Genomic DNA, 21,355 nt, shown 5'->3' on the forward strand with positions numbered 1-21,355 from the left:
TTTTGGGCCACACCCAACCTCACAGGGCCCCCCGAGACCCCGGACCACCAAAAAGCCCCGCACCCCCCACCACTGGTGGTGGTTGTTGGGTGTTTTCCCCCCCCCCCAAACCCCCCACGGCCCCGCACCGAGACGGGGCTGGCATGTCAGAGAAACACCGCGTCCGGTTCGAGCCGGTCGGGATCGAGATCGACGTCGCCGAGGACCAGACGATCCTGCGCGCCGCCGCCGAGCAGGGCGTCATGCTCATGCACGGCTGCAAGGAAGGGCAGTGCGCGGCCTGCAAGTCGTTCATCCTCGACGGCGACGACGTCGAACACGACCGCTACTCCACCTTCGCGCTCCCGGACTACGAAAAGGAGGAGGGTTTCACCCTGCTGTGCCGGGCCCACGCCTACGAGGACCTCACGATCGAGCTGCTCAACTACGACGAGGAGATGATCCAGTCCGGGCTCCCGATCCAGGAGGTCACGGTCGAGGTCGTCTCGAACGACAACGTCACGCACGACCTGCGTCACCTGGTCGTCAAGCTGGCGGACGCGGACCGGTCGCTGAAGTTCTTCCCCGGGCAGTACATGGACTTCGCGATCCCGGACACCGAGGAGTCCCGGTCGTTCTCCATGGCCAACACCTCGGCCCGCGAAGGCCTGCTCGAGTTCGTCGTCAAGATCTACCCCGACGGGCTGTTCTCCCGATTCCTGGACGCCGATGTCGCGGTCGGCGACCAGCTCCGGATCACCGGCCCGTTCGGGGTGTTCACCTTGCGGGACAACCCGAGCGCGGACCTGGTCTTCGTCGGCGGCGGGGCCGGGATGGCGCCGATCCTGTCGCTGCTGCGGTCCATGGCGGAACGCGGCATCGAGCGGAAGGCGACCTACTACTACGGCGCCCGCCGCGAGGCGGACCTCTGCTTCCACGCGGAACTGCGGGAGCTCGAGCAGAAACTGCCGGACTTCCGTTACGTGCCAGCGCTTTCCGAGCCGGGTGACGACGGCTGGGACGGCGAGACCGGCCTGATCACCGACGTCCTGCGCCGGGCTGGCCTCGACCTGAAGGGCGCCGACGCCTACGTCTGCGGGCCGCCACCGATGGTGGAAGCCGCGCTGGAACTGCTGCCCGCGCTCGGCGTCGCCGAAAAGCGCGTCTTCTACGACAAGTTCACCACCACGGGCGAATCCGACGCCTGAGACAGAGGACGGATCCCATGACAGCCACTTCCGAACGCAGTGTGCCGAAGCCGACGTTCACCGACGCCGAAGCGGGCGCCAAGGTCTTCCCGGACTCGGACGCCCGCCGGTACAACTACTTCACCCCGGCCAAGCGCAAGCAGAGCCACTACGAGGACGTCACGGTCGAGGTCCAGCCCGACCCGCGGCACTACCTGTCCCAGGGCTGGCTCTACGCCTTCGCCGACGGCAAGGGCGGCTACCCGCTGGAGTGGACCGCGCTGAAGGCGTGGGGCTCGGACCGGCCGGTGCCCGAGCGCAGCCCCGGCTCCGGCGGCAAGGGCTACGACTGGCCCGCCCACGGCTGGCACGAGTTCCGCGACCCCAACGAGGAGTGGGAGCTCACTCTCTACCGGTACAACGCGAACGTGGTGCGCCAGCTCAACCAGAACATCGACGCGGCGCGGCAGGCCAAGGCGTTCGAGCAGTGGAACCCGAACTGGGTCGACTTCGTCGCCAAGCACGTCGGCGCCTGGATGCACGTCGACCACGGCCTCGGCCTCTACCTGTACGCCAACGCCAACCGGCGCGCGCCGACGAACATGCACAACAACGCGATCTCGGTGAACAGCATGCACCGGATCCGCGCGGCGCAGGACCTGGCCCTGTACAACCTGACGCTGACCGAAGAGGTCGACGGCTTCGACGGCAGCGCCCACCTGACGACCTGGGCCGAGGACCCGGCCTGGCAGGGCGTGCGGGAGACCGCCGAGCAGCTGACCGGGATCTGGGACTGGTGCGAGGCGATCTTCGCCGCGAACATCGTCTTCGAGCCCCTCGTCGGCGAGCTGTTCCGCAGCAACCTGGTGCAGCAGGCCGCGCCGGCGAACGGCGACTTCGTCACCCCGACGCTGATCGGCGCCGAGGAGTTCGACTTCTCCGAACGCGACCTCCGCTACACGAAGGCGATGTTCCACCTCCTGATCAACGACAAGGAGTTCGCCGGGCACAACCAGGCGCTGCTGCAGAAGTGGCTGGAGGAGTGGGTGCCGAAGAGCATCGCCGCCGCCCGGGCCCTGCAGCCGCTGTGGTCGCAGCCCGACGCCAAGCCGATCCGGTTCGAGGACGGTCTCGACCGGGCGAAGAGCCGGTTCGCCGGAATCCTGTCCGAATTGGGCCTCAAAGCACCGGAGGAGCTGAGCCAGTGACTGTCTTCAAGACCGCGGAAAGCCCGTACAAGACGAACAACACCGCGTCCAACATGTGCGGCTTCACGCTGATGAACAACCAGGTCGGCGCGATCATCGCGGAAGTCATGGCGAGCAAGGACAACGTGACCGTGACGCCGTTGCCTTCGATGATCCGCGTCGATGCGCAGGGCCGGACCGACCTCGTCTACGCCGAGGTCGACGAGGCCGCCGGCGAGGAAGAGGGCTGGTTCAACGCGGCCGAGTTCGAGGAGAGCATGTCCACCCACTACGGGCGGATGATCCACGAAGACGACCGCACGATCATGTTCGCCAACCCCGAGGACGCGGCCGAATACCTCGACTTCGACCTCAAGGTCATCACCAAGTAGTTCAGAGCAGCAAGCAAGGAAGCACTCGATCCGCTCAGGAGGGTCACCGTGTACGAAAAAGACGGCGAAAAGTATTTCGTAGTTGACGCCCACACCCATTTCTGGGACGCCAGCCCGGACAACTGGGTGAAGGGGCAGGAGGAATACGCCAAGGGCTGGATCGAGTGCTTCCACGCCTACCAGGGCCTCGGCCCGAAGGAGACGCACTGGCCGATCGACCGGTTCCAGAAGTACTCCGAAGAGCTGATGATGCACGACCTGTTCGAGGTCGGGCACGTCGACACGGCCATCTTCCAGCCGACCAACCTGCGGCAGTGGTACACGAACGGGTTCAACACGACCGAGGCCGACGGGGCGCTGGCCGCGAAGCACCCCGGCAAGTTCCTGGTGAACACCACCTTCGACCCGCGTGAAGGCGACGAGGGCATGAAGGCGTTCGAGGAACGCGTCAAGAAGTACGGCTGCAAGGGTGTCAAGCTCTACACGGCCGAGTGGCGCGGGGACTCCCGCGGCTGGAGCCTCAAGGACCCGGAAGCGGCCAAGTACCTCGAGAAGTGTGAGGAGCTGGGCGTCAAGAACGTCCACATCCACAAGGGCCCGACGATCTGGCCGCTGGACAAGGACGCCTTCGACGTGTCCGATGTGGACCACGTGGCGACCAACTTCCAGGGCCTGAACTTCATCGTCGAGCACGTCGGCCTGCCGCGCATCGAGGACTTCTGCTTCATGGCCACCCAGGAGCGGAACGTCTACGCGGGGCTGGCCGTGGTGGTCGGCGGCCTGATGCACGCCCGGCCGAAGTTCTTCGCGAAGGTCATGGGCGAGCTGATGTTCTGGCTGGGCGAGGACAAGCTGATCTTCGGCGCGGACTACGCCATCTGGGAGCCCAAGTGGCAGGTCGAGGGCTTCGTCGACTGGAACATGCCCGGTGACGACGACCTGTCGGACTTCCCGCCGCTGACGGTCGACCAGAAGAAGAAGATCCTCGGCCTGAACGCGGCCCGGCTCTACGACATCGACGTGCCGAAGGAGCTGCAGCTGGCGGCGCCGGAGAACGTCGAGCCCGTCGGCGTGCCGAACTCATGACGGCTCTCGACGAACGGGGTGTCCGGGCCGGCCACGCCGATTACGCGACAGTGTGGTCGGCTCTCGGAACCGTCCGGGATCCCGAACTGGACGAACCCCTCACCGACCTGGGTTTCGTGGCCCGCTGCGAGGTGAGCGCGGCGGGCCACGCCGTCATCCGGCTGCGGCTGCCGACCTACTTCTGCGCGCCCAACTTCGCGTTCCTGATGGTCGCGGACGCCTACGACGCCGTCGCCGGGGTGCCGGGCCTGACCGGGCTCGACATCCGGCTCGACGACCACTTCGCCTCCGACGTCATCAACCGCGGGGTGGCGGCGCGGCAGGGGTTCGTCGCGTCGTTCGAGGGTGAGGCGGTCGACGAGCTCGACACGCTGCGCCACGACTTCGTGCGCAAGGCCGTGCTCGCCGGCACCGACCGTGTTTGCCGGACCCTCGGCGGGCGCGACCCGCGGTCGCTGACGCTCGGCGACGTCCCGCCCGGGCCGGACCTCGAGCGGCTGCGCGCCCGGCGCCGTGAGCTGGGCCTGCCCGCCGAGGACGGCGATCCGCTGCTGCTCGACCCCGCGACCGGGGCGGCGGTGGCCCCGGCCGACGCGAAGCGCCACCTGGCCTTCGCCCGGCTGACCCGCACGAGCATGGAGGCCAACTCCGGCGTGTGCCGCGGCATGCTGCGCGCGCGGTACTCGCTGACTTCGGATGAGGAGGGCACGGGATGAAGGCCGTGCGGCTGCAGAAGTACCACCAGCAACCGGTGATCGAAGAGGTGCCGGAGCCGCGCGCCACCGGGCCCTTCGACGTCGTCGTGAAGATCGGCGGCGCCGGCGTGTGCCGCACCGACCTGCACATCATCGAAGAGCAGTGGGCCGAGAAGTCCGGCGTCGCGCTGCCCTACACGATCGGGCACGAGAACGCGGGCTGGGTGCACGAGGTCGGGCCGGCGGTGACCAACGTCGCTGTCGGCGACACCGTCATCCTGCACCCGACCCCGACGTGCGGGCTGTGCCACGCCTGCCGCGCGGGTGACGACATGCACTGCCCGAACGGGAGCTTCCCGGGCATCGACAGCGACGGCGGCATGGCCGAGTACCTGCTGACGTCGGCGCGGGCGTGCATCAAGCTCGACCCGGCGACGCAGCCGGAGGACGTCGCCGCCCTGGCCGACGCGGGCATCACCGCTTACCACGCGGTCCGCAAGGCCGTGCCGCTGCTGTACCCGGGCACCACCTGCGTCGTCAACGGCGCCGGCGGCCTCGGGCACATCGGCATCCAGTCGCTCAAGGCGCTCACCGCGACCCGCGTGATCGTGGTCGACCGAAACGCCGACGCGCTGAAGCTGGCGGCCGAGCTGGGCGCCGACGAAACGGTGCTGGGCGACGGCAAGCAGGTCGACGCCGTGCTCGACCTGACCGGCGGCGACGGCGCCGAGGTCGTGCTCGACTTCGTCGCCGAGCAGGGCGCCCAGCAGGACGCCTTCGCGATGACCCGGCGGGCCGGCTCGCACTTCGTCATCGGCTACGGCAGCAACATCGACATCCCGACGATCGACATCATCTCGACCGAGCGGAACGTCATCGGCAACCTGGTCGGCACCTACAACGACCTCGTGGAGCTGATGGTGCTCGCCCAGGCCGGGAAGGTCACGCTCCACACGAAGAAGTACCCGCTGGACGCGGCTCTCGACGCACTCGCCGACCTCGATGCCGGACGCGTGCGCGGTCGGGCCATCCTCACACCCTAGGAGCAGGAACATGGCGAAGGAACTGCGGTTCGGCTCGGACGCCCGCGACCTGCTGCTGGCGGGCGTCGACAAGCTGGCCGAAGCGGTCAAGTCCACCCTCGGCCCCAAGGGCCGCAACGTGATCATCGAGAAGATCACCGGTTCGCCGGTGGTCACCAACGACGGCGTCACCATCGCCCGCGAGATCCACCTGAAGAACCAGTTCGAGAACATGGGCGCGCAGCTGGTCAAGGAAGCGGCGATCAAGACCAACGACGTCGTCGGCGACGGCACCACCACGGCCACCGTGCTCGCCCAGGCCATCGTCCACGAAGGCATGCGGGCGATCTCGGGCGGCGGCAACCCGGTGCTCGTCAAGCGCGGCATCGACCACGCCGTCGGGCTGCTGGTGGCGCACCTGGAGAAGCAGGCGCACCCGGTGGTGTCCGAACAGGACTACGCGCGAGTCGCCGCGATCTCGGCCAACGACGACGACGTCGTCGGCGCGGTGATCGCGAAGGCCCTGCACACCGTCGGTGACGGCGGGGTGGTGACGGTCGAGGAGTCGCCCACGATCGGCATGAGCGTCGACTTCGTCGAGGGTTTCGAGTTCGACAACGGCTACCTCTCGCCGTACCTGGTCACCGACCCGGGCCGGCTGGAGGCGGTGCTCGACGACCCGTACATCCTCATGTGCGCGGAGAAGATCACCAGGGTGCAGCAGCTGATGCCGTTGCTGGACAAGGTGATGCGCGACCCGCGGCCGCTCGTCGTGATCGGCGAGACGGTCGAGGGCACGGCCCTGCAGATGCTGATCCACAACCACGTGAACGGCACCTTCCAGTCGGTGGCCGTGCGCGCGCCCGGGTTCGGCGACCGGCGGCTGCACAAGCTGGAGGACCTCGCGGCCATCGTCGGCGGCGCGGTGCTCTCGCGGCACTCCGGCTTCAGCATGGAGACGATGACCCTGGAGCACCTCGGCCGGGCCAAGCAGGTCCGCGTCACCGAGAACAACACGACCATCGTCGGCGGCGCGGGTTCGGCCGGCGCGGTGGAGTTCCGGGTCGGGCAGCTGCGGGCGGAGCTCGAGCGCGCGCAGTTCGGCGTCGACGAGGACGTGCTGACCGAGCGGATCGGCGCGCTGACCGGCAAGGTCGCGGTGGTGCGCGTCGGGGCGGCGACCCCGGCGGAGCTGAAGGAGCTGCAGCACCGCGTCGAGGACGCCCTGTCGGCGACGCGGGCGGCGATGGCGGAAGGCATCGTGGCGGGCGGGGGAGCGGCCCTGCTCCACGCCGAGAAGGCGCTCGAAGGTCTCGGGCTGGAAGGCGACCAGGCGATCGGGGTCGAGATCGTCCGGCGCGCGCTGGCCGAACCGGCCTACCTCATCGCCCACAACGCGGGCCACCCGGCGCACGAGATCGTCGCGCGCACCCGCGAGCTGGGCAACGACGAGGGCTTCGACGCCTTGCACGACCGCTACGGCGACATGATCGCGCTCGGCGTCGTCGACCCGCTGCGGGTGTGCCGTTCGGCGGTGCAGAACGGGGCTTCGGTGGCCGGGCTGCTGCTGACGACGAACTCCCTGATCGCCGAGGAAGCCACCCCGTGGGGCGGCAGCGCGGCGCTGATGACGGAGTTCGGCCCGCTGGACGAAGGCCTGCACCAGCCCTCGCCCGACGCGAGCACGCCGCAGTCCCTCGGGATGGGCCCCTCCGTCGGCTGAGGACCGCCTGCGGAGTGTGGGGGTCTCCCCGCCGGTGTCCTGAGCGCCGGCGGGGGACCTTCACGTCGTGCGGGCCACGCCGTCCGGTGCGACGCTGGTGATCATGACGCACTACACGATGGTCCAGGCCCTGGCGACGGTGACCGACCTCGAAGCCAAGGGCTTCCTCGGCACGGTCGGCAAGATCGCCGCGGCGACGGTGATCTTCTTCGTCGCGATCGGCCTGGTGGTGGGCTTGCTTCTGGGTTACTTCATCGGCCGCTCGGTGGGCCGGAAGCAGGGCCCGCGCTGAGACGTCGGCTCGTTAGGAGCGGGGACACCTTGTGCGCGGCGCGGACGACGTTCGGATCGAGGTGCCAGTCGGTGCCGACCCGGACGGCGGCCGACCGGTCACGCAGCATCTTCAGGGTCGCGCCCACGTCGAACGGCGCGAGGTCGTTCAAGTCGACCACGCTCGCGGCCGAGAAGGTCGTCGTGCTCAGCCGGTCGGCGAGCAGGACGATGAGCCGCTCGTCCGGTGTCATCCGGTCGAGAACACCTCTGGCGGGCGCCAGGATCGCCCCGGCGAGCGATCCGGTGATCGCCAGGTCGGCCGCGAACGTGCGGTAGGAAGCGAGGCCGTGCCGATCACAGAGGTGCTTGCCGACGGTGACCAGCGAAGCGGCGTGATGACCCAGGTGGGCCGCGAGCTCGTCGCGCGCGACGCTGTCTTCGTCGTCATCCGGCACCCGATAGGCGTCCAACAGCGCGGCCGCGTCGTGCGGGGGGAGCGGGCCGACCCGCACCACCGGGAGGTCGTCGCGGAATTCGTCGTCTTCGCCGATCAAAATGACCCGCGTGCGGCCGAATTCGGGCAGCGGGAGAGCCTCGAGCAATTCGGGACCGACTCCCGCCGGGACGTCGTCCACCACCCACAGGCAGCGCGGCGACGCCCGAGCGGACCGGCGGGTCCGTCCGGCGGCCGTTCGCCCGAGCAGGCGCGGCCGGGGCGGGTCGAGGTCGATCAGCGCGGTCTCGAGCCGCCGTCGCAGTTCGCCGGGCTCCGCGGTGGCGCCCTTGAGGCTCAACCACCGCACACCGCCCGGGTACGCCGCCGCGAATCGCCAGGCGTAGGTCGTCACCAAGGCCGTCTTGCCCGCGCCCGGCAAGCCGGACACCGCGGCGAAGGCGCCGCAGGCGGTCTCGTCGATCAACGGGAACTCCGCCATGTGCAGCGCCGTGTGCAGGTCCCAGAGCTCCTGGTAGCGCCCCAGGAACCGGCGGACGGGACCCACCCGCTGCGCGTGCCACGACGGGGGTGAGTCCGGCAGGGCGGAGCCGATCGGGGTGTCGACCGCCGCGGCTCGCTTGGCGATCGCGCGCACCAGCTCGCCGTCGTCCGTGATCGCGAACTTGGCGTCGGCCAGCTGGATCGGACGCAGGTGCTCGGTGTGCGCTTCCGGGTTGAGCACCATGATCCGCCCGCAGGGATCCCCTTCCTGCTCGCCGGCCAAGATCGCGAGCATGAGCTCGTGCTGGCAAGCGGCTCGGTCGGCATAGGCCGTTGAGTAGTAGGCGAGCAGCGTCTTCGACGTGCTCAACGCCTCCCGGATGCTCTCCGTGATACCCGAAAACAATTCGATCTTCTCATCGAAAAAAACGCGCACTCCGTAGGCGCTGAGGTCGTTCGCGAGCCGGCGGCCGATCGACCGGTCCGAGCCGGCGAAGGACAAAAAGACGTCGTATCTGGGTTCAGGCAAGTCGTTCGGTCCTTTCGGGCTGACGACTTGCTCACTCGTCGTCATGGGCGTTGGTCCTCAGGCTTCGCCCATTTGTACCAGCGATCACGCTGTGTGGCGGCGTTACATCGTTCCCTTCGCAGTTTGTAACGCCGATGGGCCACCGCCGCGATCCTTGGCCCGATGGCCATGGCCGATGATGGGAACCACGTGGTGCGGGACCGAGCGGCCGGAGGAGGCGAAGTGGGCGAAGACGGGGCGACTTTCGGTGGCCGGGTCCGGGAACTCCGGTTGCGGGCCGGTCTGTCCACCAAGGCCCTCGGCGACCTCATCCACTACAGCAAGGCCCAGGTCAGCCGAGTCGAGCAGGGCCAGTCACCGCCGACGACCACGTTCGCGGCCGCGTGCGACCGCGTGTTCGGAACCGGCGACGAGCTGGCCCGAGTGGCGGCCCGGCGGGCGGTCGGCGACCGCCGGATGTCGGCCGAGCCGAAGTTCGACCTGCCCGCCGGTCCGAACCGGCTGATCGGGCGTGACGCCGAGGTCGAGGCGCTCACGAAACACCTCAAGGAGGTGGGCGGGCGGCAGGCGGCCCAGGTGTGCGTGCTGCACGGGCTGCCCGGGGTCGGCAAGACGGCGATCGCCTTGTGGGTCGCGGACGTCCTGCGCGACGACTACCCCGACGGCCGGCTCTACCTCGACATGCAGGGCTACAACCCGGACAGCAAGCCCATCGCCGAGGACGAGGCGCTCGACCGCGTCCTGCGCCGGTTGGGTGTGCCCGGCGAGCTGGTGCCGAGGAACACCGACGACCGGGCGGCCCTGCTGCGGCAGAAGCTGGTGAACCGGCGGGTCCTGCTGATCCTCGACAGCGTCAAAAGCGCTCAGGAGCTCGTGCGCCTGCTGCCGCCGAACGGCCGCTCCGCGGTGATCGTCACCAGCAGGCAGCCGCTGACCGCCCTGGGCACCTCGTTCCACCGCCAGGTGCGGACGCTGGCTCCCGCCGCCGCCGCCGAGCTCTTCCGCTCGGTGGCGCAGCTGCGCCAGGGCTCGGACGAGCGCGGCGATCGGGCGGTCATCACCGAGATCACCCGGTTGTGTTATCAGCTGCCGCTCGCGGTGTGCATCGTCGCGTCGCGGTTCCGCGACAACCCCGCCCGGCGGCTCGAGGACGTGGCCGCCAGGCTGGCCGACGAAGCCGCCCGGCCCCGCGAATTCGACGACGGGGTGCGCAGCATCGCCGCGGTGTTCGCGGCGTCCTGCGCGACGCTGTCCGACGCGCAACAGGCCATGCTCGCCATGACCGCCCTGCACCCCGGCCCGCGGATCGACGCGCACGCGGCCGGCGCCCTGGCCGGGATCACGCCGGCCGCCGCCGAAGAGCTGCTCGACGGGCTGATCCGGTCCGGCATGCTCGAATGGCACTCGCACAACGCCTATCGCCTTCACGACATGCTGCGGGATCACCTGCGCCGCCCGGAGACCGGGATCCTGTCCGAAGGCGAGGCCGTCGCAGGCCGCCGTCGGTTGTTCGAGTACTTCCTGCACACCGCGGCCGCGGCCAACCTGCGGACCAACGAGCACCGCTACCGGATCCCGCTGGACCCGCCGTCGACCCCGGTCACCAGTCCGGTCTTCCTCGATCCCGAGGCCGGGAAGAAGTGGATGGACCTGGAAGCCGACAACTTCCTGCCGCTGCTGCAGGAGATGGCCGACCACGGTCACGACACCGAGTGCTGGAAGCTCGCCTACAACCTCCGCGAGTACTTCTACGCCACGAAGCAGTGGGAACAGATGATCGCCTGCTTCGAGCAGGCGCACGAATCGGCGGTCCGCACGAAGGACCACAAGGCGATGGGTGTCACGCTGAACGGGCTCGGCCTGGCGCGCGGGCAGCTCGGTGAGCGCGACGAGGCGATGGACCGCTACGAGCGCGCGCGGGCCGAGTTCGTCGCCGCCGAAGACCAGCACGGCGAGATGAACGTCGTGGCCAACCACGCGTGGTTGGCCTTCGAAGGCGGCGACTGTCAGGTCGCGGTCGAACTGGCCGACACGGCGTGGCGGTTCTACCGCGCCGAAGGGCAGCGGTTCAACGCCGCGATCGCGCTGGATCTGATCGCCCGCTGCCGGCTGCGGCTGGGGCAGCTGGAGCAGGCGGAGGAGCATTTCCTGAGCGCCCTCGCCGAGTTCGGCGAGCTCGAGTTCCGTGACGGTGACGTCGCCCAGCTGCTGTCCTACCTCGGTGAGACGGAACTGAAGCTGGGCAAGGTGACCGTTTCCGGTGACCGCTACCGCAAAGCCGTGGAGCGAGCCCGGTACGGCGGGGCCGCCCGGGAGGAGGCGGTGGCGTTCGAAGGCTTGAGCAGGGTGGCCGCCGCGATCGGCGACCTGGTGGACGCGGCCGCCCACCGCGCGGCGGCCATCGCGCTCTACGAAGAGGTCGGGGCGAACGCGGACGTCGAGCGGTTGCGGGCGGAAGGTCCAGTGCAGGGTCCGCCGGAAAAGTCGGCGGACCAGTCCGGCGACGCGCGCGAACCCGTCAGGACCTCCGCTCGCCGCCGGCTGCGCGTACTCGCCGTGAACACCGAATGGGAGTCGCGCAACGGCGGCTTGAGCACGTTCAACCGGCAGCTGTGCCGGGCCTTGGCCGCGGAGGACGTCGAGGTGTACTGCTCGATTCCCTTCGCTTCAGCGGAAGAGCGCCAGGACGCGGCGGCGACGGGCGTGACGCTGGTCCACCCGCCGGCCGCGCTCGACCGCCCCGAGACCGCCTTGTCCCGGCCGCCGCTGGGCCTGGACGGCGCGGTGCCGGATGTCGTGATCGGGCACGGACGCAAGACCGGCGAGCCGGCCTCGTGGCTGGTCGAGGACCACTTTCGCGAGGCGAAGCTGCTGCACTTCTTCCACGTGATCTCCGACCGGGTCGAGTTCGAGAAGGAGCACGAGCTCGACGAAGATCCCACCGCCGAAGCCGAACGACGGTTCTTGGCCGAGTTCAAGCTGGCGAGCAAAGCCGATCTGGCCGTCGGGGTCGGCCCGGTCCTGCACCACTACCTGCGGGACCGCTTGCACGGCTCCACGGACACGGCGGCACTGCGCCTGGACCCGGGGTTCGACGTCGCGGACCGGGTCGTCGAGCTGCCGCCGCCGAGCGACACCGTCCGGGTGCTCCTGGTCGGCAGGCTCACGCGGCGCGAAGCGAAGCTGAAGGGAGTGGACCTGCTTGCCCGGGCGCTGGGGAACGCTTGCCAGCAGCGGGGTACGCACGACCCGGAGGTCGAGCTCGTCTTGCGCGGCGTGGAAGCCAAGGAAGGCAAAGCACTGGCGGACGCGGTCCGGGCCTGGGCCGGATCGCCCTCGCTGCGCGTCGTTCCCCGCCCCTATTCCCCGTTGGTGTCCACTTTGGCTCAAGACCTGCACCAGGCGAGCGTTGTCGTGATGCCGTCGCGTGCCGAAGGGTTCGGCCTGGTCGGGCTGGAGGCGATCACCGCCGGCGTCCCGACCATCGTGAGCAAGCGCAGCGGGCTCGGGGCGCTGCTCGAGGAGGAGCGAGGGGATCTCTCGGTGGAGCTGAGCACCCGGGTGCTTCCGGTGGTCGACGACGAACAGGTAAACGCACTGCGGTGGGGCGACGCACTCGCCGCCGTCCTGAACAACCCGAAGCCCGCCTTCGCGACCGCCAGAGCCCTCCGGGACGAGATGGCGGAGAAGCGCACCTGGGCGATGGCGGCCAAGGGGCTGATCAAGTCGATGCACTCGCTGACGCGGTTCACCCCGTGATGGCCTGACCGAGCTCAGGTCACCAGGCCGTGGCTGGCCAGCTCGCGGCCGGCCAGTTTCTCGATGACGTCGCGGTCCCGCTCCCGCCAGCCGGTCGCGACTTCGCCGTCCGAAGCCAGCTTGCGCAGTGGCTGGGTCACCAACGCGCGCAGCGCCAGCAGATCCAGGCCCTCGTCCCCGAGCGCCCGCAACCGGGCCGCCGCCGTTGCGCGGCGGGTGAAGTGCCAGCGCAGCGGCAGCCACGTCGCCAGCAGCGTCAGCACCGGCAGCGCGATGATGACCGCCGCCATCCACCAGGCCAGGTTCTCCACCGCCTCGATCTGCCAGCGGCCCGAGTCGACGAGCTTGGTGCCGACGTCGGAGCCGCCGTGGAGCGCTTTGGCGAGGGCGTCGCCGACGAGCGGGAGGCCGCCGGCCGAGTTCGCCGCCGAGTCGAACGTGCCGCGCAGCCCCGTTCCGGCGTCGACGAGCCCGTCACCCGGGGCGCGCAGCTTCATGACCTCGTCGTACACCGTGGTCCCGAGCCACACCGCGACCACCACGACCAGCAGGGCGAGCAGGTCGGCCAGGAGCTGGGCGGTGCGGCGGATCGGCCGTTCGGCGTAAAGCTGCATCGGGACGCCTTTCGCGGTGGGGGAGCGCGGGCGTCGGCAACGTACCCGCGCTCCCCGCCGGCGAACCGTGGGCCGGCCGTGGCTAGCTCCGGACCACCTCCGCGAGCCCGGCCAGCGCCGGGGGCAACGCGCCTTCGTGCAGCACGCCGAGCCGCTGGGTCGCCCGGGTGAGCGCCACGTACAGGTCGGCCGCGCTGGCGGCGAGGATCGTCGCCGGCTCCACCACCAGGACCGCGTCGAACTCCAGGCCCTTCGTCTCCGACGCGGGCACCGTGCCCGGCACCCCCGGCGGCCCGATCACGACGCTCGTGCCTTCCTTCCCGGCCTCCTCGCGGACGAACTCCTCGATCGCCGCCGCCCGCTCGTCCGCGGTCACCCGCCGGGACCACGGCGGGACGCCGCACGCCCGGACCGACTCCGGCGGCTTGACCTCCGGCGCGAAGTCCGCGAGCACCGAGGCGGCGACCGCCATGATCTCGGCCGGCGTGCGGTAGTTGACCGTCAGCGAGCGGTAGGCCCAGCGGCCCGGCACGTACGGCGCCAGCATGGCGTCCCACGACCGCGCCCCGGCCGCCGAGCGGCGCTGGGCGAGGTCGCCCACCACCGTGAACGACCGGCCCGGGCAGCGCCGCATCAGCACCCGCCAGTCCATTTCGGACAGTTCCTGGGCCTCGTCGACGACGACGTGCCGGTAGGTCCAGTCCCGGTCCGCTGACGCGCGCTCGACGAGACTGCGCGTGTCGTGCTCGACGAACCGGTCGGCCAGGTCCTCGGCGTAGAGGAGGTTCTCGGCCGAGAGCAGCACGTCCTCGTCCATCTCCTCCCGGTCGAGCTTCATCGTCTGGAAGACGCCTTCGGCGTACTCGGCCTCGGCTTTCCGTTCCCGCGCGGCGGCGGCTTCGGCGGCCTTCTCGGCCGTCTTGTCGTGGCCCAGCAGGTCGGTCAGCTCGTCGAGCAGGGGCACGTCCGACACCGTCCAGGCGTCACCGCGGGCCCGGTGCAACGCCGAATCCGCCGGGGCGGAGGAGTAGAACGAGGACAGCAGGCCCTCCGGTGTCAGGACCGGCCAGAGCTCGTCGAGCGCCGCGGCGAACTTCCGGTCTTCGGCGAGCTCGTCGAGCAGGCCCGCGCGGAACTGCTCCCACTCCTCCTTGTCGTCCCGGCTGAGCCAGCCGCGGCCGATCCGGCCGATCGCCCGTTCGGTGAGCACGTAGGTGATGATCTCGGTGAACGTCGCGCGGGCTTCGTTGTGCGCCAGCCCGCTGTCACGCGCCTCCTGCCGGGCCCACTCGGCGGTCTCGGCGTCGATCCGCACCGTGACGTCCTTCAGCTGGATCGGGATCGGCTCCGCCGGCAACCGCTGCCGGTCGGCGACCGCCGCCTTCAGCACGTCGAGGATCTTCAGCGAACCCTTGAGCTGCGCGGCTTCCGGAGTGTCCTCGGCGGTGACGTGCAGGCCCGGGAGGAGGCCGCCCGCGGTCGTGAACACCACGTCCGTCTCGCCCAGCGAGGGCAGGACGCGGCCGATGTGGTCCAGGAACGCCGGGTTGGGCCCGACGACCAGCGCGCCGTGGCGTTCCATCCGCTCCCGCTGCGTGTAGAGCAGGTACGCGACGCGGTGCAGGGCGACGACCGTCTTGCCGGTGCCCGGCCCGCCTTCGATCACGAGCACACCCGGGTGGTCGAGCCGGATGATCTCGTCCTGCTCGGCCTGGATCGTCGCGACGATGTCGCGCATGCCCTCGCCACGCGGCGCGTTGACGGCGGCCAGCAGGGCCGCGTCCCCCTGCGCCTGCGCGTCCGGGCGGCCGAGGTCCTCGTCGGTGAACCCGAGCAGCCGCCGGCCTCGCGTGTGGAACTGCCGGCGCCGCCGCATGTCCTCCGGGTTCGCGCCGGTGGCCGTGTAGAACGGGCGCGCCGCGGGCGCCCGCCAGTCGAGCAGCACCGGCCGGTACTCGTCCTCCTCGTCGAAGAGGCCGATCCGCCCGATGTGGGAGACCTCGCCCGAGACGGCGTCCAGCCGTCCGAAGCACAGCCCGTTGTCCACGACGTCCAGCCGTTTCACCTGACGGCCGAGCGCGCGCACGCCGACGTCGCGTTCCATGGCGCCCGCGCCGTCGCCCCGCAACGCCGCCTCGTACTCGCCCTTCACTCGCGCGCGCTCGGCGTCGAGCCGCGCGTAGAGCCCCGCCACGTAGCCGCGTTCGGCCCGCAGCTCTTCTTCGTACCCCTGAGACAAGATTCCCTCTTCGTGTTCGGACAACAGCGTTTCAGGCGGTGGGCGCGCCGAACCACTTGTGCAGCGCACCGGACAGGTCCACGCCGTCTTCCCCGGCCCAGACGACGTGCCCGTCCGGGCGCAGCAGCACCGCGGGCACGTCCAGCTCCTCGCTGACGTCGGTGACGTCGATGACGTGGTCGACCCGGTCTTCCCAGCCGGCCGGCGAAAGCGAGCCGGTCCGGTCGAGCAGCAGGCCGCGGCCCGCGTGCAGCAGCCCGTAGAGGTGCCCCTGCTTGAGCTCGACGTCCCGCAGCCGGCGGCCCAGCAGCGGGTGGCCCTCACCGAAGTCGTAGCGGATGCCGATCGCGATGATCTTCTCGGTGAGGTGCCGGTTGACCTCGTCGAAGTCCATCAGCTCCGCGAGCAGCCGGCGCGCCGCCTGCGGGCCCGGCTCGAGCTGCATCAGCTCCATCTGGGCGCGGGTGTTGTTGAGGACGTCCTCGCCGACCGGGTGCCGCTCCGCCTCGTAGCTGTCCAGCAGCCCGGCCGGCGCCCAGCCGTTCACCTCGGCCGCGAGCTTCCAGCCGAGGTTGAAGGCGTCCTGGACCCCGAGGTTGAGTCCCTGGCCGCCGGTCGGCGGGTGGACGTGGGCGGCGTCGCCGGCCAGCAGCACCCGGCCCACCCGGTAGTGCTCGGCCTGCCGGGTGGCGTCGCCGAAGCGGGACAGCCAGCGCGGCGAGTGCACGCCGTAGTCTGTGCCGGCGGTCTTCCGTAGCTGCTCCTTGAGCTCTTCCAGCGTCGGCGGGGTCCGGCGGTCTTCGGCGACCCCTTCGGCGGGGACGCCCACGCGGTAGGTGCCGCCCTCCACGGGCATGAAACCGAAGCGCTTCTGGGTCTTGCGGACCTCGATGTTCGCGGTGTCGATCTCCTCCCGCGACACCGTCACCTCGACCTCGGCCAGCAGCGTCTCGATCCGGCTGGGCTCACCGGGGAAGCCGACGCCGAGCAGCTTGCGCACGGTGCTGCGCCCGCCGTCGCAGCCGACGAGCCAGCGCGTCCGCAGCCGTTCGCCGTCGGCCAGCTCGACCGTGACGCCCTCGTCGTCCTGCTCCAGCCCGGTCACCTCGCGGCCGCGCCGGACCTCGGCGCCGGCCTCGACCGCGTGCTCGGCCAGGAGCCGGTCGATGACGGGCTGGTGGATGCCGAGCGTGTAGCCGTGCGCGGTGTCCAGCCGCTCCGGCGAGGGCTTCGGAATTCCCGCGAAGAAACCCCCGACCGGGTATTTCGTGCCCAGTTCCAGGAACCGCTCCAGCAGCCCCCGCTGGTCCATCACTTCGATGCTCCGCGCGTGCAGGCCGAGCGAGCGGACGACCTTGGTCGGCTCCGCGTCGCGCTCCAGCACGAGCACGTCGACGCCGTGCAGCCGCAGTTCGGCCGCCAGCATCATGCCGGTCGGCCCGCCCCCGGCGATGATCACGTCAGACAAGAGACCCCCTTGGAAATCCCCGCGTTTGTGCAGGTCGTGGCTTCGGTCGAGAATTGTGGGGGACAACCGGGGTCTTGCCGCAAGCCCGGGGGTGCGCTATAAGTTAGATACGGAAGGGAGTGGTTTTTCCTCTCTCCGCTTCGGGAGCGTCTTCCCAGGTCCAGCCTTCAGGCACTGTCGCAGACTTTTCGCGCGCCGTCGATCTATGACGGCGGTCATAGTGTGTTCCGGGCCGCATCGTGCTGTGATGGGACTATGACAGCCGTCATGGAGATCCGGGAGCTGGGCGACCGCCCGGCGGACCGGGAGTGCGTGGCCGCGCTGGTCGCGGCCTGCTCGCCGGACAGCCTCCGGCGGCGCTTCATCATGGGCGGCCCGGCCGAGCCGGGTGACGTCTTCCGGCGCTACCAGCGGTTCCTGCTCGCCGGCTCGCCGGCGTTGCTGGCCACCCGCGGCGGGGTTCCGGTGGGCCTGCTGAACTTCGTCGCGGAAACCCCGGGCGAGGCAGAGATCGGGCTGCTGGTCGCCGACGCGTGGCAGCGGCAGGGGATCGGCAGCGCGCTGAGCCGCTGGTTGTGGGCGTCCGGGCGGTTCCCGGGCTGGGTCGTGCGGGGCACCGTGCAGGCCGGGAACACCGGGGCCGAGGCGCTGCTGCTGCGCCAGGGCTTCCGCCCGGTCCCCACTTTCGAACGCGGAGAGCGTGACTTCGCCCTGGTCGTCCCCGGCTGGGCTACCATGACGAACGTCATGAAGGAGGCAGCCGATGACGAGGACACCGCGCGAGCGGATGGTGCTCAGCGCCGCGCAGCTGGTGCGGATCCACGGTGTCGGGGCGACCGGCATGCGGGACGTCGTGGCGCACGCCGAAGCCCCGCGGGGGTCGCTGCAGCACTACTTCCCGGGCGGTAAGGACCAGCTGATCGCCGAGGCGGTCACCTGGGCCGGCGACTACGCGGCCCGGCGCGTCGCGCGCGTCACCGCGAAGCTCGAGGACCCGACCCCCGGCAAGCTCTTCGCGGCGATGGCCGCCCAGTGGCGTGAGGAGTTCACGGCGCAGGGCTTCGACGCCGGCTGCCCGCTCGTCGCGACGGTCGCCGACACCGTGGCGACCAGCGACCTCCTGCGGGAGGCGGTCGGCAAGGCCTTCGACGGCTGGCAGCGTCCGCTGGCGGGCGCGCTCGAGGACATGGGCGTCCCGCCGGCCCGCAGCACCTCGCTGGCGGTGCTGATGCTCAGCACCCTGGAGGGCGCGATCGTCCTGGCGCGGGCGCACCAGGACGTCGCCCCGCTCGACACGGTGGTGGCGGAGCTGCGCCCGTTGCTCGACGGCGCCGTGTCCACTGTGGACTAGACGCGCCTACGTCGGCACAGGGAGGCTCGAGGTGCCGTCCGCGTGGGACGGCGTCGCGCCTCGCGGGTCGGGTGACGCCAGCTGGCTCGTGGCGAGCACGCAGATCGACACCACGAAGGCCGCGCCCGCCAACGCGGCGCGCCGCACGCGCGGGACCACCGCCGGCCGGGTTTCCAGCTGGTCCAGCCCCTGGCGGAGCAGCGCCTCGACCCGGCCCGGCGAACGGCCGAGGGTCTCCGCGATCTCGGCCGTGCCGAGGTCCAGCCCGTAGCGCAGCACGAGGACCTCGCGCTGCGGCCGGGGTAGCGCGTCCAGCTCCGTGAACGTCGCGCGAGCCCGCTGTCTCCGCGACCGGCGCACCACGGTCACGCGAAGGCGGCAGGTCGCGCGGTCGCCCAGCGGGGCGCGGAGCCGGAGGAAGGCCTCCTGCGCCACGTCTTCGGGGGCGTCGGCGCCGGGCAGGTGGGCGAGCCGGGTCAGCTCGCCGAAGTGCACCTCGAACAGTTCCCGGAAGCGCACGTCGTGGTCTGGAACGGGAGCGGTCACGGGCTCTCCACGCGCGAGCGGGCCCGCCGGTTTAGTCCTCAGGTGTGCGTGCCGCCGTCGATCCGGATCTCCGTGCCCGTGATGAACTTGCCGTCGTCCGAGGCCAGCATCGCCACGACCCCCGCCACCGTCTCCGGGCCCGCCACCGGGTTGCCCACCTCGGTCGTGTGGTCGGCCGGGATGATCGGCAGCAGCCGGCTGAACAGGGAGAAGTCGGCGTCCTGGGGCAGCCAGCTCGCCGCCGAGTCCGTGATGCCGCTCTTCACGCTGCCGGGCGCGATGCTGACCGCGCGCAGGCCCTGCTTGCTGTACTCCAGGGCCAGCGAGTGCGTGAACGCCTGGATGCCGCCCTTGCTCGCGCAGTACGCCGCCATGTACGGGTGGGCGAACGACGCCGACGTCGAGCTGAAGTTGACCACGACGCCGTGCGCCGAGGTGAGCAGGGCCGGCAGGGCCGCGCGCGTCACCAGGAACGTGCCGGTCAGGTTCACCGCCAGCACCCGGTTCCACAGCTCCAGCGACGTCTCGTGCGTGTGGGACGCCAGCAGGATGCCCGCGGCGTTGACCAGCACGTCGAGCCCGCCCAGGGCCTCGGTCGCCGAGGCGACTCCCGAGGCCACCGACGCCTCGTCGGCCACGTCCATGGCGAAGGTCGTCAGGCCCGGCCGGTCGGCGGCCTGCTGGGTGCCCAGCAGGCCCTCCTCCGAGACGTCGGTGCCGATGACGCGGGCGCCCTCCGCCAGCAGGCGCAGGGTGGTGGCCCGGCCGATGCCGGAGCCGGCTCCGGTGACCAGGATGCGGCGATCGTGCAGGCGTTCCATGGCGATCACCGTAGCCAGTCAGGCCAGGGCGGGCACCTGTTCCGCGGCGGGAGGCGGGCCCGGCGGGGTGCCGTCGCCGAACGGGCGGCCGCCGAGCTGGTCGCGGTCGTGCGGGGTCAGCCAGCCGGACACGTCCGGCCCGAGCGGGACGATCCCGCTCGGGTTCACGTTCTTGTGCACCACGTAGTAGTGCTCCTTGGTCTGCGCGAAGTCGATCGTGTCGCCGAAGCCGGGTGTCTGGAACAGGTCGCGCGTGTAGGCCCACAGCACCGGCAGCTCGGTGAGCTTCTGGCGGTTGCACTTGAAGTGGCCGTGGTAGACCGCGTCGAACCGGACGAGCGTGGTGAACAGCCGGACGTCGGCCTCGGTGATCGTGTCGCCGACCAGGTAGCGCTGGTCCGCGAGCCGCTCCGAAAGCCAGTCCAGGCGCGAGAACAGCTTGCGGTACGAGTGCTCGTAGGCCTCCTGGGACCGGGCGAACCCGCACTGGTAAACGGCGTTGTTGACGTCGGTGAACACCTTCTGCGCGACGTCGTCGATCTCGTCGCGCAGCTTCTCCGGGTACAGCTCCGGCGCGCCGTCGCGGTGGTACGCGGTCCACTCGGTGGACATGTCCAGCGTCATCTGCGCGAAGTCGTTGGTGACGACCTGGCCGCTCGGGACGTCGACGAACGCCGGCACGGTGATGCCGCGCGGGTACCCGGGGTCGCGCTTGAAGAACGCCTCCTGCAGCCGCTCGATACCGAGCACCGGGTCCCTGCCGCCGGGGTCGAGGTCGAAGCTCCAGCTCCGCTCGTCGTGCACCGGCCCGGCGATGCCCATCGACAGCGCCGGCTCGAGGCCCAGCAGCCGCCGGACGATCACCGCGCGGTTCGCCCACGGGCACGCCCGCGCGACGACCAGCCGGTAGCGGCCGGCCTCGACCGGCCAGCCGTCGCGGCCGTCGGCGGTGATGCGGTCCGGGATGTAGTTCAGGTCGCGCTTGTACTCGCCCTGGTCGGTCATCGGCGTCCTCAGCAGTCGTCGGTCGGGGGAGTGGCCTCCATGGCCGCGGCCAGCCGGGCCAGCACCGGCCCGGCGGTGCGGATGTCCCCGGCGCTCAGGTGGTCGAACACCGAAGCCCGCACACGGGCGAGGTGGCCCGGGTAGGCCGCCTCCAGTTTGGCGAGTCCGGCGGCGGTCAGCACGGCGTTGGACGCGCGGCCGTCTTCGGCGCACCGGCGCTTCTCGACGAGCCCGCGCCGCGTGAGGTCGTCGACCACCCGGCTGATCCGGCTGAGCGACAACGCGGTCGTCGCCGCCAGCGCGGAGATGCGAAGCAGGTGGCCGGGCGCCTCGGACAGCGCGACGAGCACGCCGTAGTCGCTGATCGTCAGCCCGGTCTCGGGGAGGAACTGGTCGTCGAGGGCGCGCGGCAGCACCGTCGTGATGCGGATCAGCGACCGCCAGAAGGCGGCTTCCTCCTCGTCCAGATCACCCATACCGGCAGTCTATCCAAAGCTTGCTTGCGCAACCAGTCATTCTGAGTACAGTGTTGTTGAGCCCTC

At 70.6% G+C, this 21,355-nt stretch carries 19 protein-coding genes; 11 read left to right on the forward strand and 8 right to left on the reverse strand.

Features of this window, described 5'->3' with window-relative positions:
* Positions 1-143: 143 nt before the first annotated feature.
* The 8 genes from ACZ63J_RS04075 (at position 144) to ACZ63J_RS04110 (ending at position 7,563) form a co-directional block, all read left to right on the forward strand.
* On the forward strand, positions 144-1,187 hold the full coding sequence (locus tag ACZ63J_RS04075) for an FAD-binding oxidoreductase (protein ID WP_465399825.1): 1,044 nt from the start codon (positions 144-146) through the stop codon (positions 1,185-1,187).
* A 17-nt stretch (positions 1,188-1,204) separates the two neighbouring features.
* A complete protein-coding gene (locus ACZ63J_RS04080; RefSeq protein WP_465313867.1) occupies positions 1,205-2,374 on the forward strand; it encodes a ferritin family protein in 1,170 nt (389 codons plus the stop codon).
* Positions 2,371-2,745, forward strand: coding sequence for a propane 2-monooxygenase effector subunit MimD (gene mimD, locus ACZ63J_RS04085; protein ID WP_465341021.1), 375 nt, complete (start codon positions 2,371-2,373; stop codon positions 2,743-2,745). Before ACZ63J_RS04080 ends, mimD begins: the two co-directional genes overlap by 4 nt.
* 48 nt (positions 2,746-2,793) lie before the next feature.
* A complete protein-coding gene (locus ACZ63J_RS04090; RefSeq protein ID WP_465341019.1) occupies positions 2,794-3,831 on the forward strand; it encodes an amidohydrolase family protein in 1,038 nt (345 codons plus the stop codon).
* A complete protein-coding gene (locus tag ACZ63J_RS04095; RefSeq protein ID WP_465399824.1) occupies positions 3,828-4,547 on the forward strand; it encodes an iron-sulfur cluster assembly protein in 720 nt (239 codons plus the stop codon). The genes ACZ63J_RS04090 and ACZ63J_RS04095 overlap by 4 nt, the downstream gene beginning before the upstream one ends.
* Positions 4,544-5,569: an NAD(P)-dependent alcohol dehydrogenase gene (locus ACZ63J_RS04100; RefSeq protein ID WP_465341016.1), complete on the forward strand. Its 1,026-nt coding sequence runs from the start codon at positions 4,544-4,546 to the stop codon at positions 5,567-5,569. The genes ACZ63J_RS04095 and ACZ63J_RS04100 overlap by 4 nt, the downstream gene beginning before the upstream one ends.
* Before the next feature lie 10 nt (positions 5,570-5,579).
* The gene (groL, locus tag ACZ63J_RS04105) at positions 5,580-7,271 is read left to right on the forward strand and encodes a chaperonin GroEL (protein WP_465399823.1); all 1,692 of its coding nucleotides are present in this window, start codon (positions 5,580-5,582) and stop codon (positions 7,269-7,271) included.
* A gap of 67 nt (positions 7,272-7,338) precedes the next feature.
* The gene (locus ACZ63J_RS04110; RefSeq protein WP_465399822.1) at positions 7,339-7,563 is read left to right on the forward strand and encodes a hypothetical protein; all 225 of its coding nucleotides are present in this window, start codon (positions 7,339-7,341) and stop codon (positions 7,561-7,563) included.
* Here ACZ63J_RS04110 and ACZ63J_RS04115 read toward each other — a convergent pair.
* Positions 7,523-9,010, reverse strand: coding sequence for a toll/interleukin-1 receptor domain-containing protein (locus ACZ63J_RS04115; RefSeq protein ID WP_465399821.1), 1,488 nt, complete (start codon positions 9,008-9,010; stop codon positions 7,523-7,525). The genes ACZ63J_RS04110 and ACZ63J_RS04115 overlap by 41 nt on opposite strands.
* Before the next feature lie 222 nt (positions 9,011-9,232).
* Between ACZ63J_RS04115 and ACZ63J_RS04120 the strand changes: the two genes are divergently transcribed.
* The gene (locus tag ACZ63J_RS04120) at positions 9,233-12,769 is read left to right on the forward strand and encodes a tetratricopeptide repeat protein (RefSeq protein WP_465399820.1); all 3,537 of its coding nucleotides are present in this window, start codon (positions 9,233-9,235) and stop codon (positions 12,767-12,769) included.
* A 14-nt stretch (positions 12,770-12,783) separates the two neighbouring features.
* Here ACZ63J_RS04120 and ACZ63J_RS04125 read toward each other — a convergent pair whose 3' ends face one another.
* From ACZ63J_RS04125 to rox, 3 genes are all read right to left on the reverse strand, one after another.
* The gene (locus ACZ63J_RS04125; RefSeq protein ID WP_465341010.1) at positions 12,784-13,383 is read right to left on the reverse strand and encodes a hypothetical protein; all 600 of its coding nucleotides are present in this window, start codon (positions 13,381-13,383) and stop codon (positions 12,784-12,786) included.
* An 82-nt stretch (positions 13,384-13,465) separates the two neighbouring features.
* On the reverse strand, positions 13,466-15,625 hold the full coding sequence (helR, locus tag ACZ63J_RS04130; protein ID WP_465399993.1) for an RNA polymerase recycling motor ATPase HelR: 2,160 nt from the start codon (positions 15,623-15,625) through the stop codon (positions 13,466-13,468).
* Positions 15,626-15,653: 28 nt separating this feature from the next.
* Positions 15,654-17,090 (reverse strand): rifampin monooxygenase, encoded by a 1,437-nt coding sequence (gene rox, locus ACZ63J_RS04135; protein ID WP_465399819.1) that lies wholly within the window; start codon positions 17,088-17,090, stop codon positions 15,654-15,656.
* Positions 17,091-17,345: 255 nt separating this feature from the next.
* Between rox and ACZ63J_RS04140 the strand changes: the two genes are divergently transcribed.
* Both ACZ63J_RS04140 and ACZ63J_RS04145 read left to right on the forward strand, forming a co-directional pair.
* Complete coding sequence (locus ACZ63J_RS04140; RefSeq protein ID WP_465399818.1) at positions 17,346-17,999, forward strand: GNAT family N-acetyltransferase; 654 nt, start codon at positions 17,346-17,348, stop codon at positions 17,997-17,999.
* Positions 17,932-18,441 (forward strand): LmrA/YxaF family transcription factor, encoded by a 510-nt coding sequence (locus tag ACZ63J_RS04145; protein WP_465399817.1) that lies wholly within the window; start codon positions 17,932-17,934, stop codon positions 18,439-18,441. Before ACZ63J_RS04140 ends, ACZ63J_RS04145 begins: the two co-directional genes overlap by 68 nt.
* Positions 18,442-18,447: 6 nt before the next feature.
* Here ACZ63J_RS04145 and ACZ63J_RS04150 read toward each other — a convergent pair whose 3' ends face one another.
* The 4 genes from ACZ63J_RS04150 to ACZ63J_RS04165 are packed head-to-tail and all read right to left on the reverse strand — an operon-like array spanning position 18,448 to position 21,289.
* On the reverse strand, positions 18,448-18,987 hold the full coding sequence (locus tag ACZ63J_RS04150) for an RNA polymerase sigma factor (protein WP_465399816.1): 540 nt from the start codon (positions 18,985-18,987) through the stop codon (positions 18,448-18,450).
* Between the two features lie 38 nt (positions 18,988-19,025).
* Positions 19,026-19,808, reverse strand: coding sequence for an SDR family NAD(P)-dependent oxidoreductase (locus ACZ63J_RS04155; RefSeq protein WP_465399815.1), 783 nt, complete (start codon positions 19,806-19,808; stop codon positions 19,026-19,028).
* An 18-nt stretch (positions 19,809-19,826) separates the two neighbouring features.
* Positions 19,827-20,813 carry a glutathione S-transferase family protein gene (locus tag ACZ63J_RS04160; RefSeq protein ID WP_465399814.1) on the reverse strand — a complete coding sequence of 329 codons (987 nt, stop codon included), beginning with the start codon at positions 20,811-20,813 and terminating at the stop codon, positions 19,827-19,829.
* Positions 20,814-20,821: 8 nt separating this feature from the next.
* Positions 20,822-21,289: a MarR family winged helix-turn-helix transcriptional regulator gene (locus tag ACZ63J_RS04165; protein ID WP_465341001.1), complete on the reverse strand. Its 468-nt coding sequence runs from the start codon at positions 21,287-21,289 to the stop codon at positions 20,822-20,824.
* Positions 21,290-21,355: the final 66 nt, after the last annotated feature.

This window comes from Amycolatopsis sp. NPDC104863, assembly GCF_055582965.1.

What these genes read in the sequence shown, in the direction of transcription:
- ACZ63J_RS04165 (WP_465341001.1), bottom strand. Translation starts at nt 21,289, where the DNA reads ATGGGTGATCTGGACGAGGAGGAAGCCGCCTTCTGGCGGTCGCTGATC.
- ACZ63J_RS04125 (WP_465341010.1), bottom strand. Translation starts at nt 13,383, where the DNA reads ATGCAGCTTTACGCCGAACGGCCGATCCGCCGCACCGCCCAGCTCCTG.
- ACZ63J_RS04080 (WP_465313867.1), top strand. Translation starts at nt 1,205, where the DNA reads ATGACAGCCACTTCCGAACGCAGTGTGCCGAAGCCGACGTTCACCGAC.
- ACZ63J_RS04140 (WP_465399818.1), top strand. Translation starts at nt 17,346, where the DNA reads ATGACAGCCGTCATGGAGATCCGGGAGCTGGGCGACCGCCCGGCGGAC.
- ACZ63J_RS04145 (WP_465399817.1), top strand. Translation starts at nt 17,932, where the DNA reads ATGCGGGACGTCGTGGCGCACGCCGAAGCCCCGCGGGGGTCGCTGCAG.
- groL (WP_465399823.1), top strand. Translation starts at nt 5,580, where the DNA reads ATGGCGAAGGAACTGCGGTTCGGCTCGGACGCCCGCGACCTGCTGCTG.
- ACZ63J_RS04160 (WP_465399814.1), bottom strand. Translation starts at nt 20,813, where the DNA reads ATGACCGACCAGGGCGAGTACAAGCGCGACCTGAACTACATCCCGGAC.
- ACZ63J_RS04155 (WP_465399815.1), bottom strand. Translation starts at nt 19,808, where the DNA reads ATGGAACGCCTGCACGATCGCCGCATCCTGGTCACCGGAGCCGGCTCC.
- ACZ63J_RS04075 (WP_465399825.1), top strand. Translation starts at nt 144, where the DNA reads ATGTCAGAGAAACACCGCGTCCGGTTCGAGCCGGTCGGGATCGAGATC.
- ACZ63J_RS04095 (WP_465399824.1), top strand. Translation starts at nt 3,828, where the DNA reads ATGACGGCTCTCGACGAACGGGGTGTCCGGGCCGGCCACGCCGATTAC.
- ACZ63J_RS04100 (WP_465341016.1), top strand. Translation starts at nt 4,544, where the DNA reads ATGAAGGCCGTGCGGCTGCAGAAGTACCACCAGCAACCGGTGATCGAA.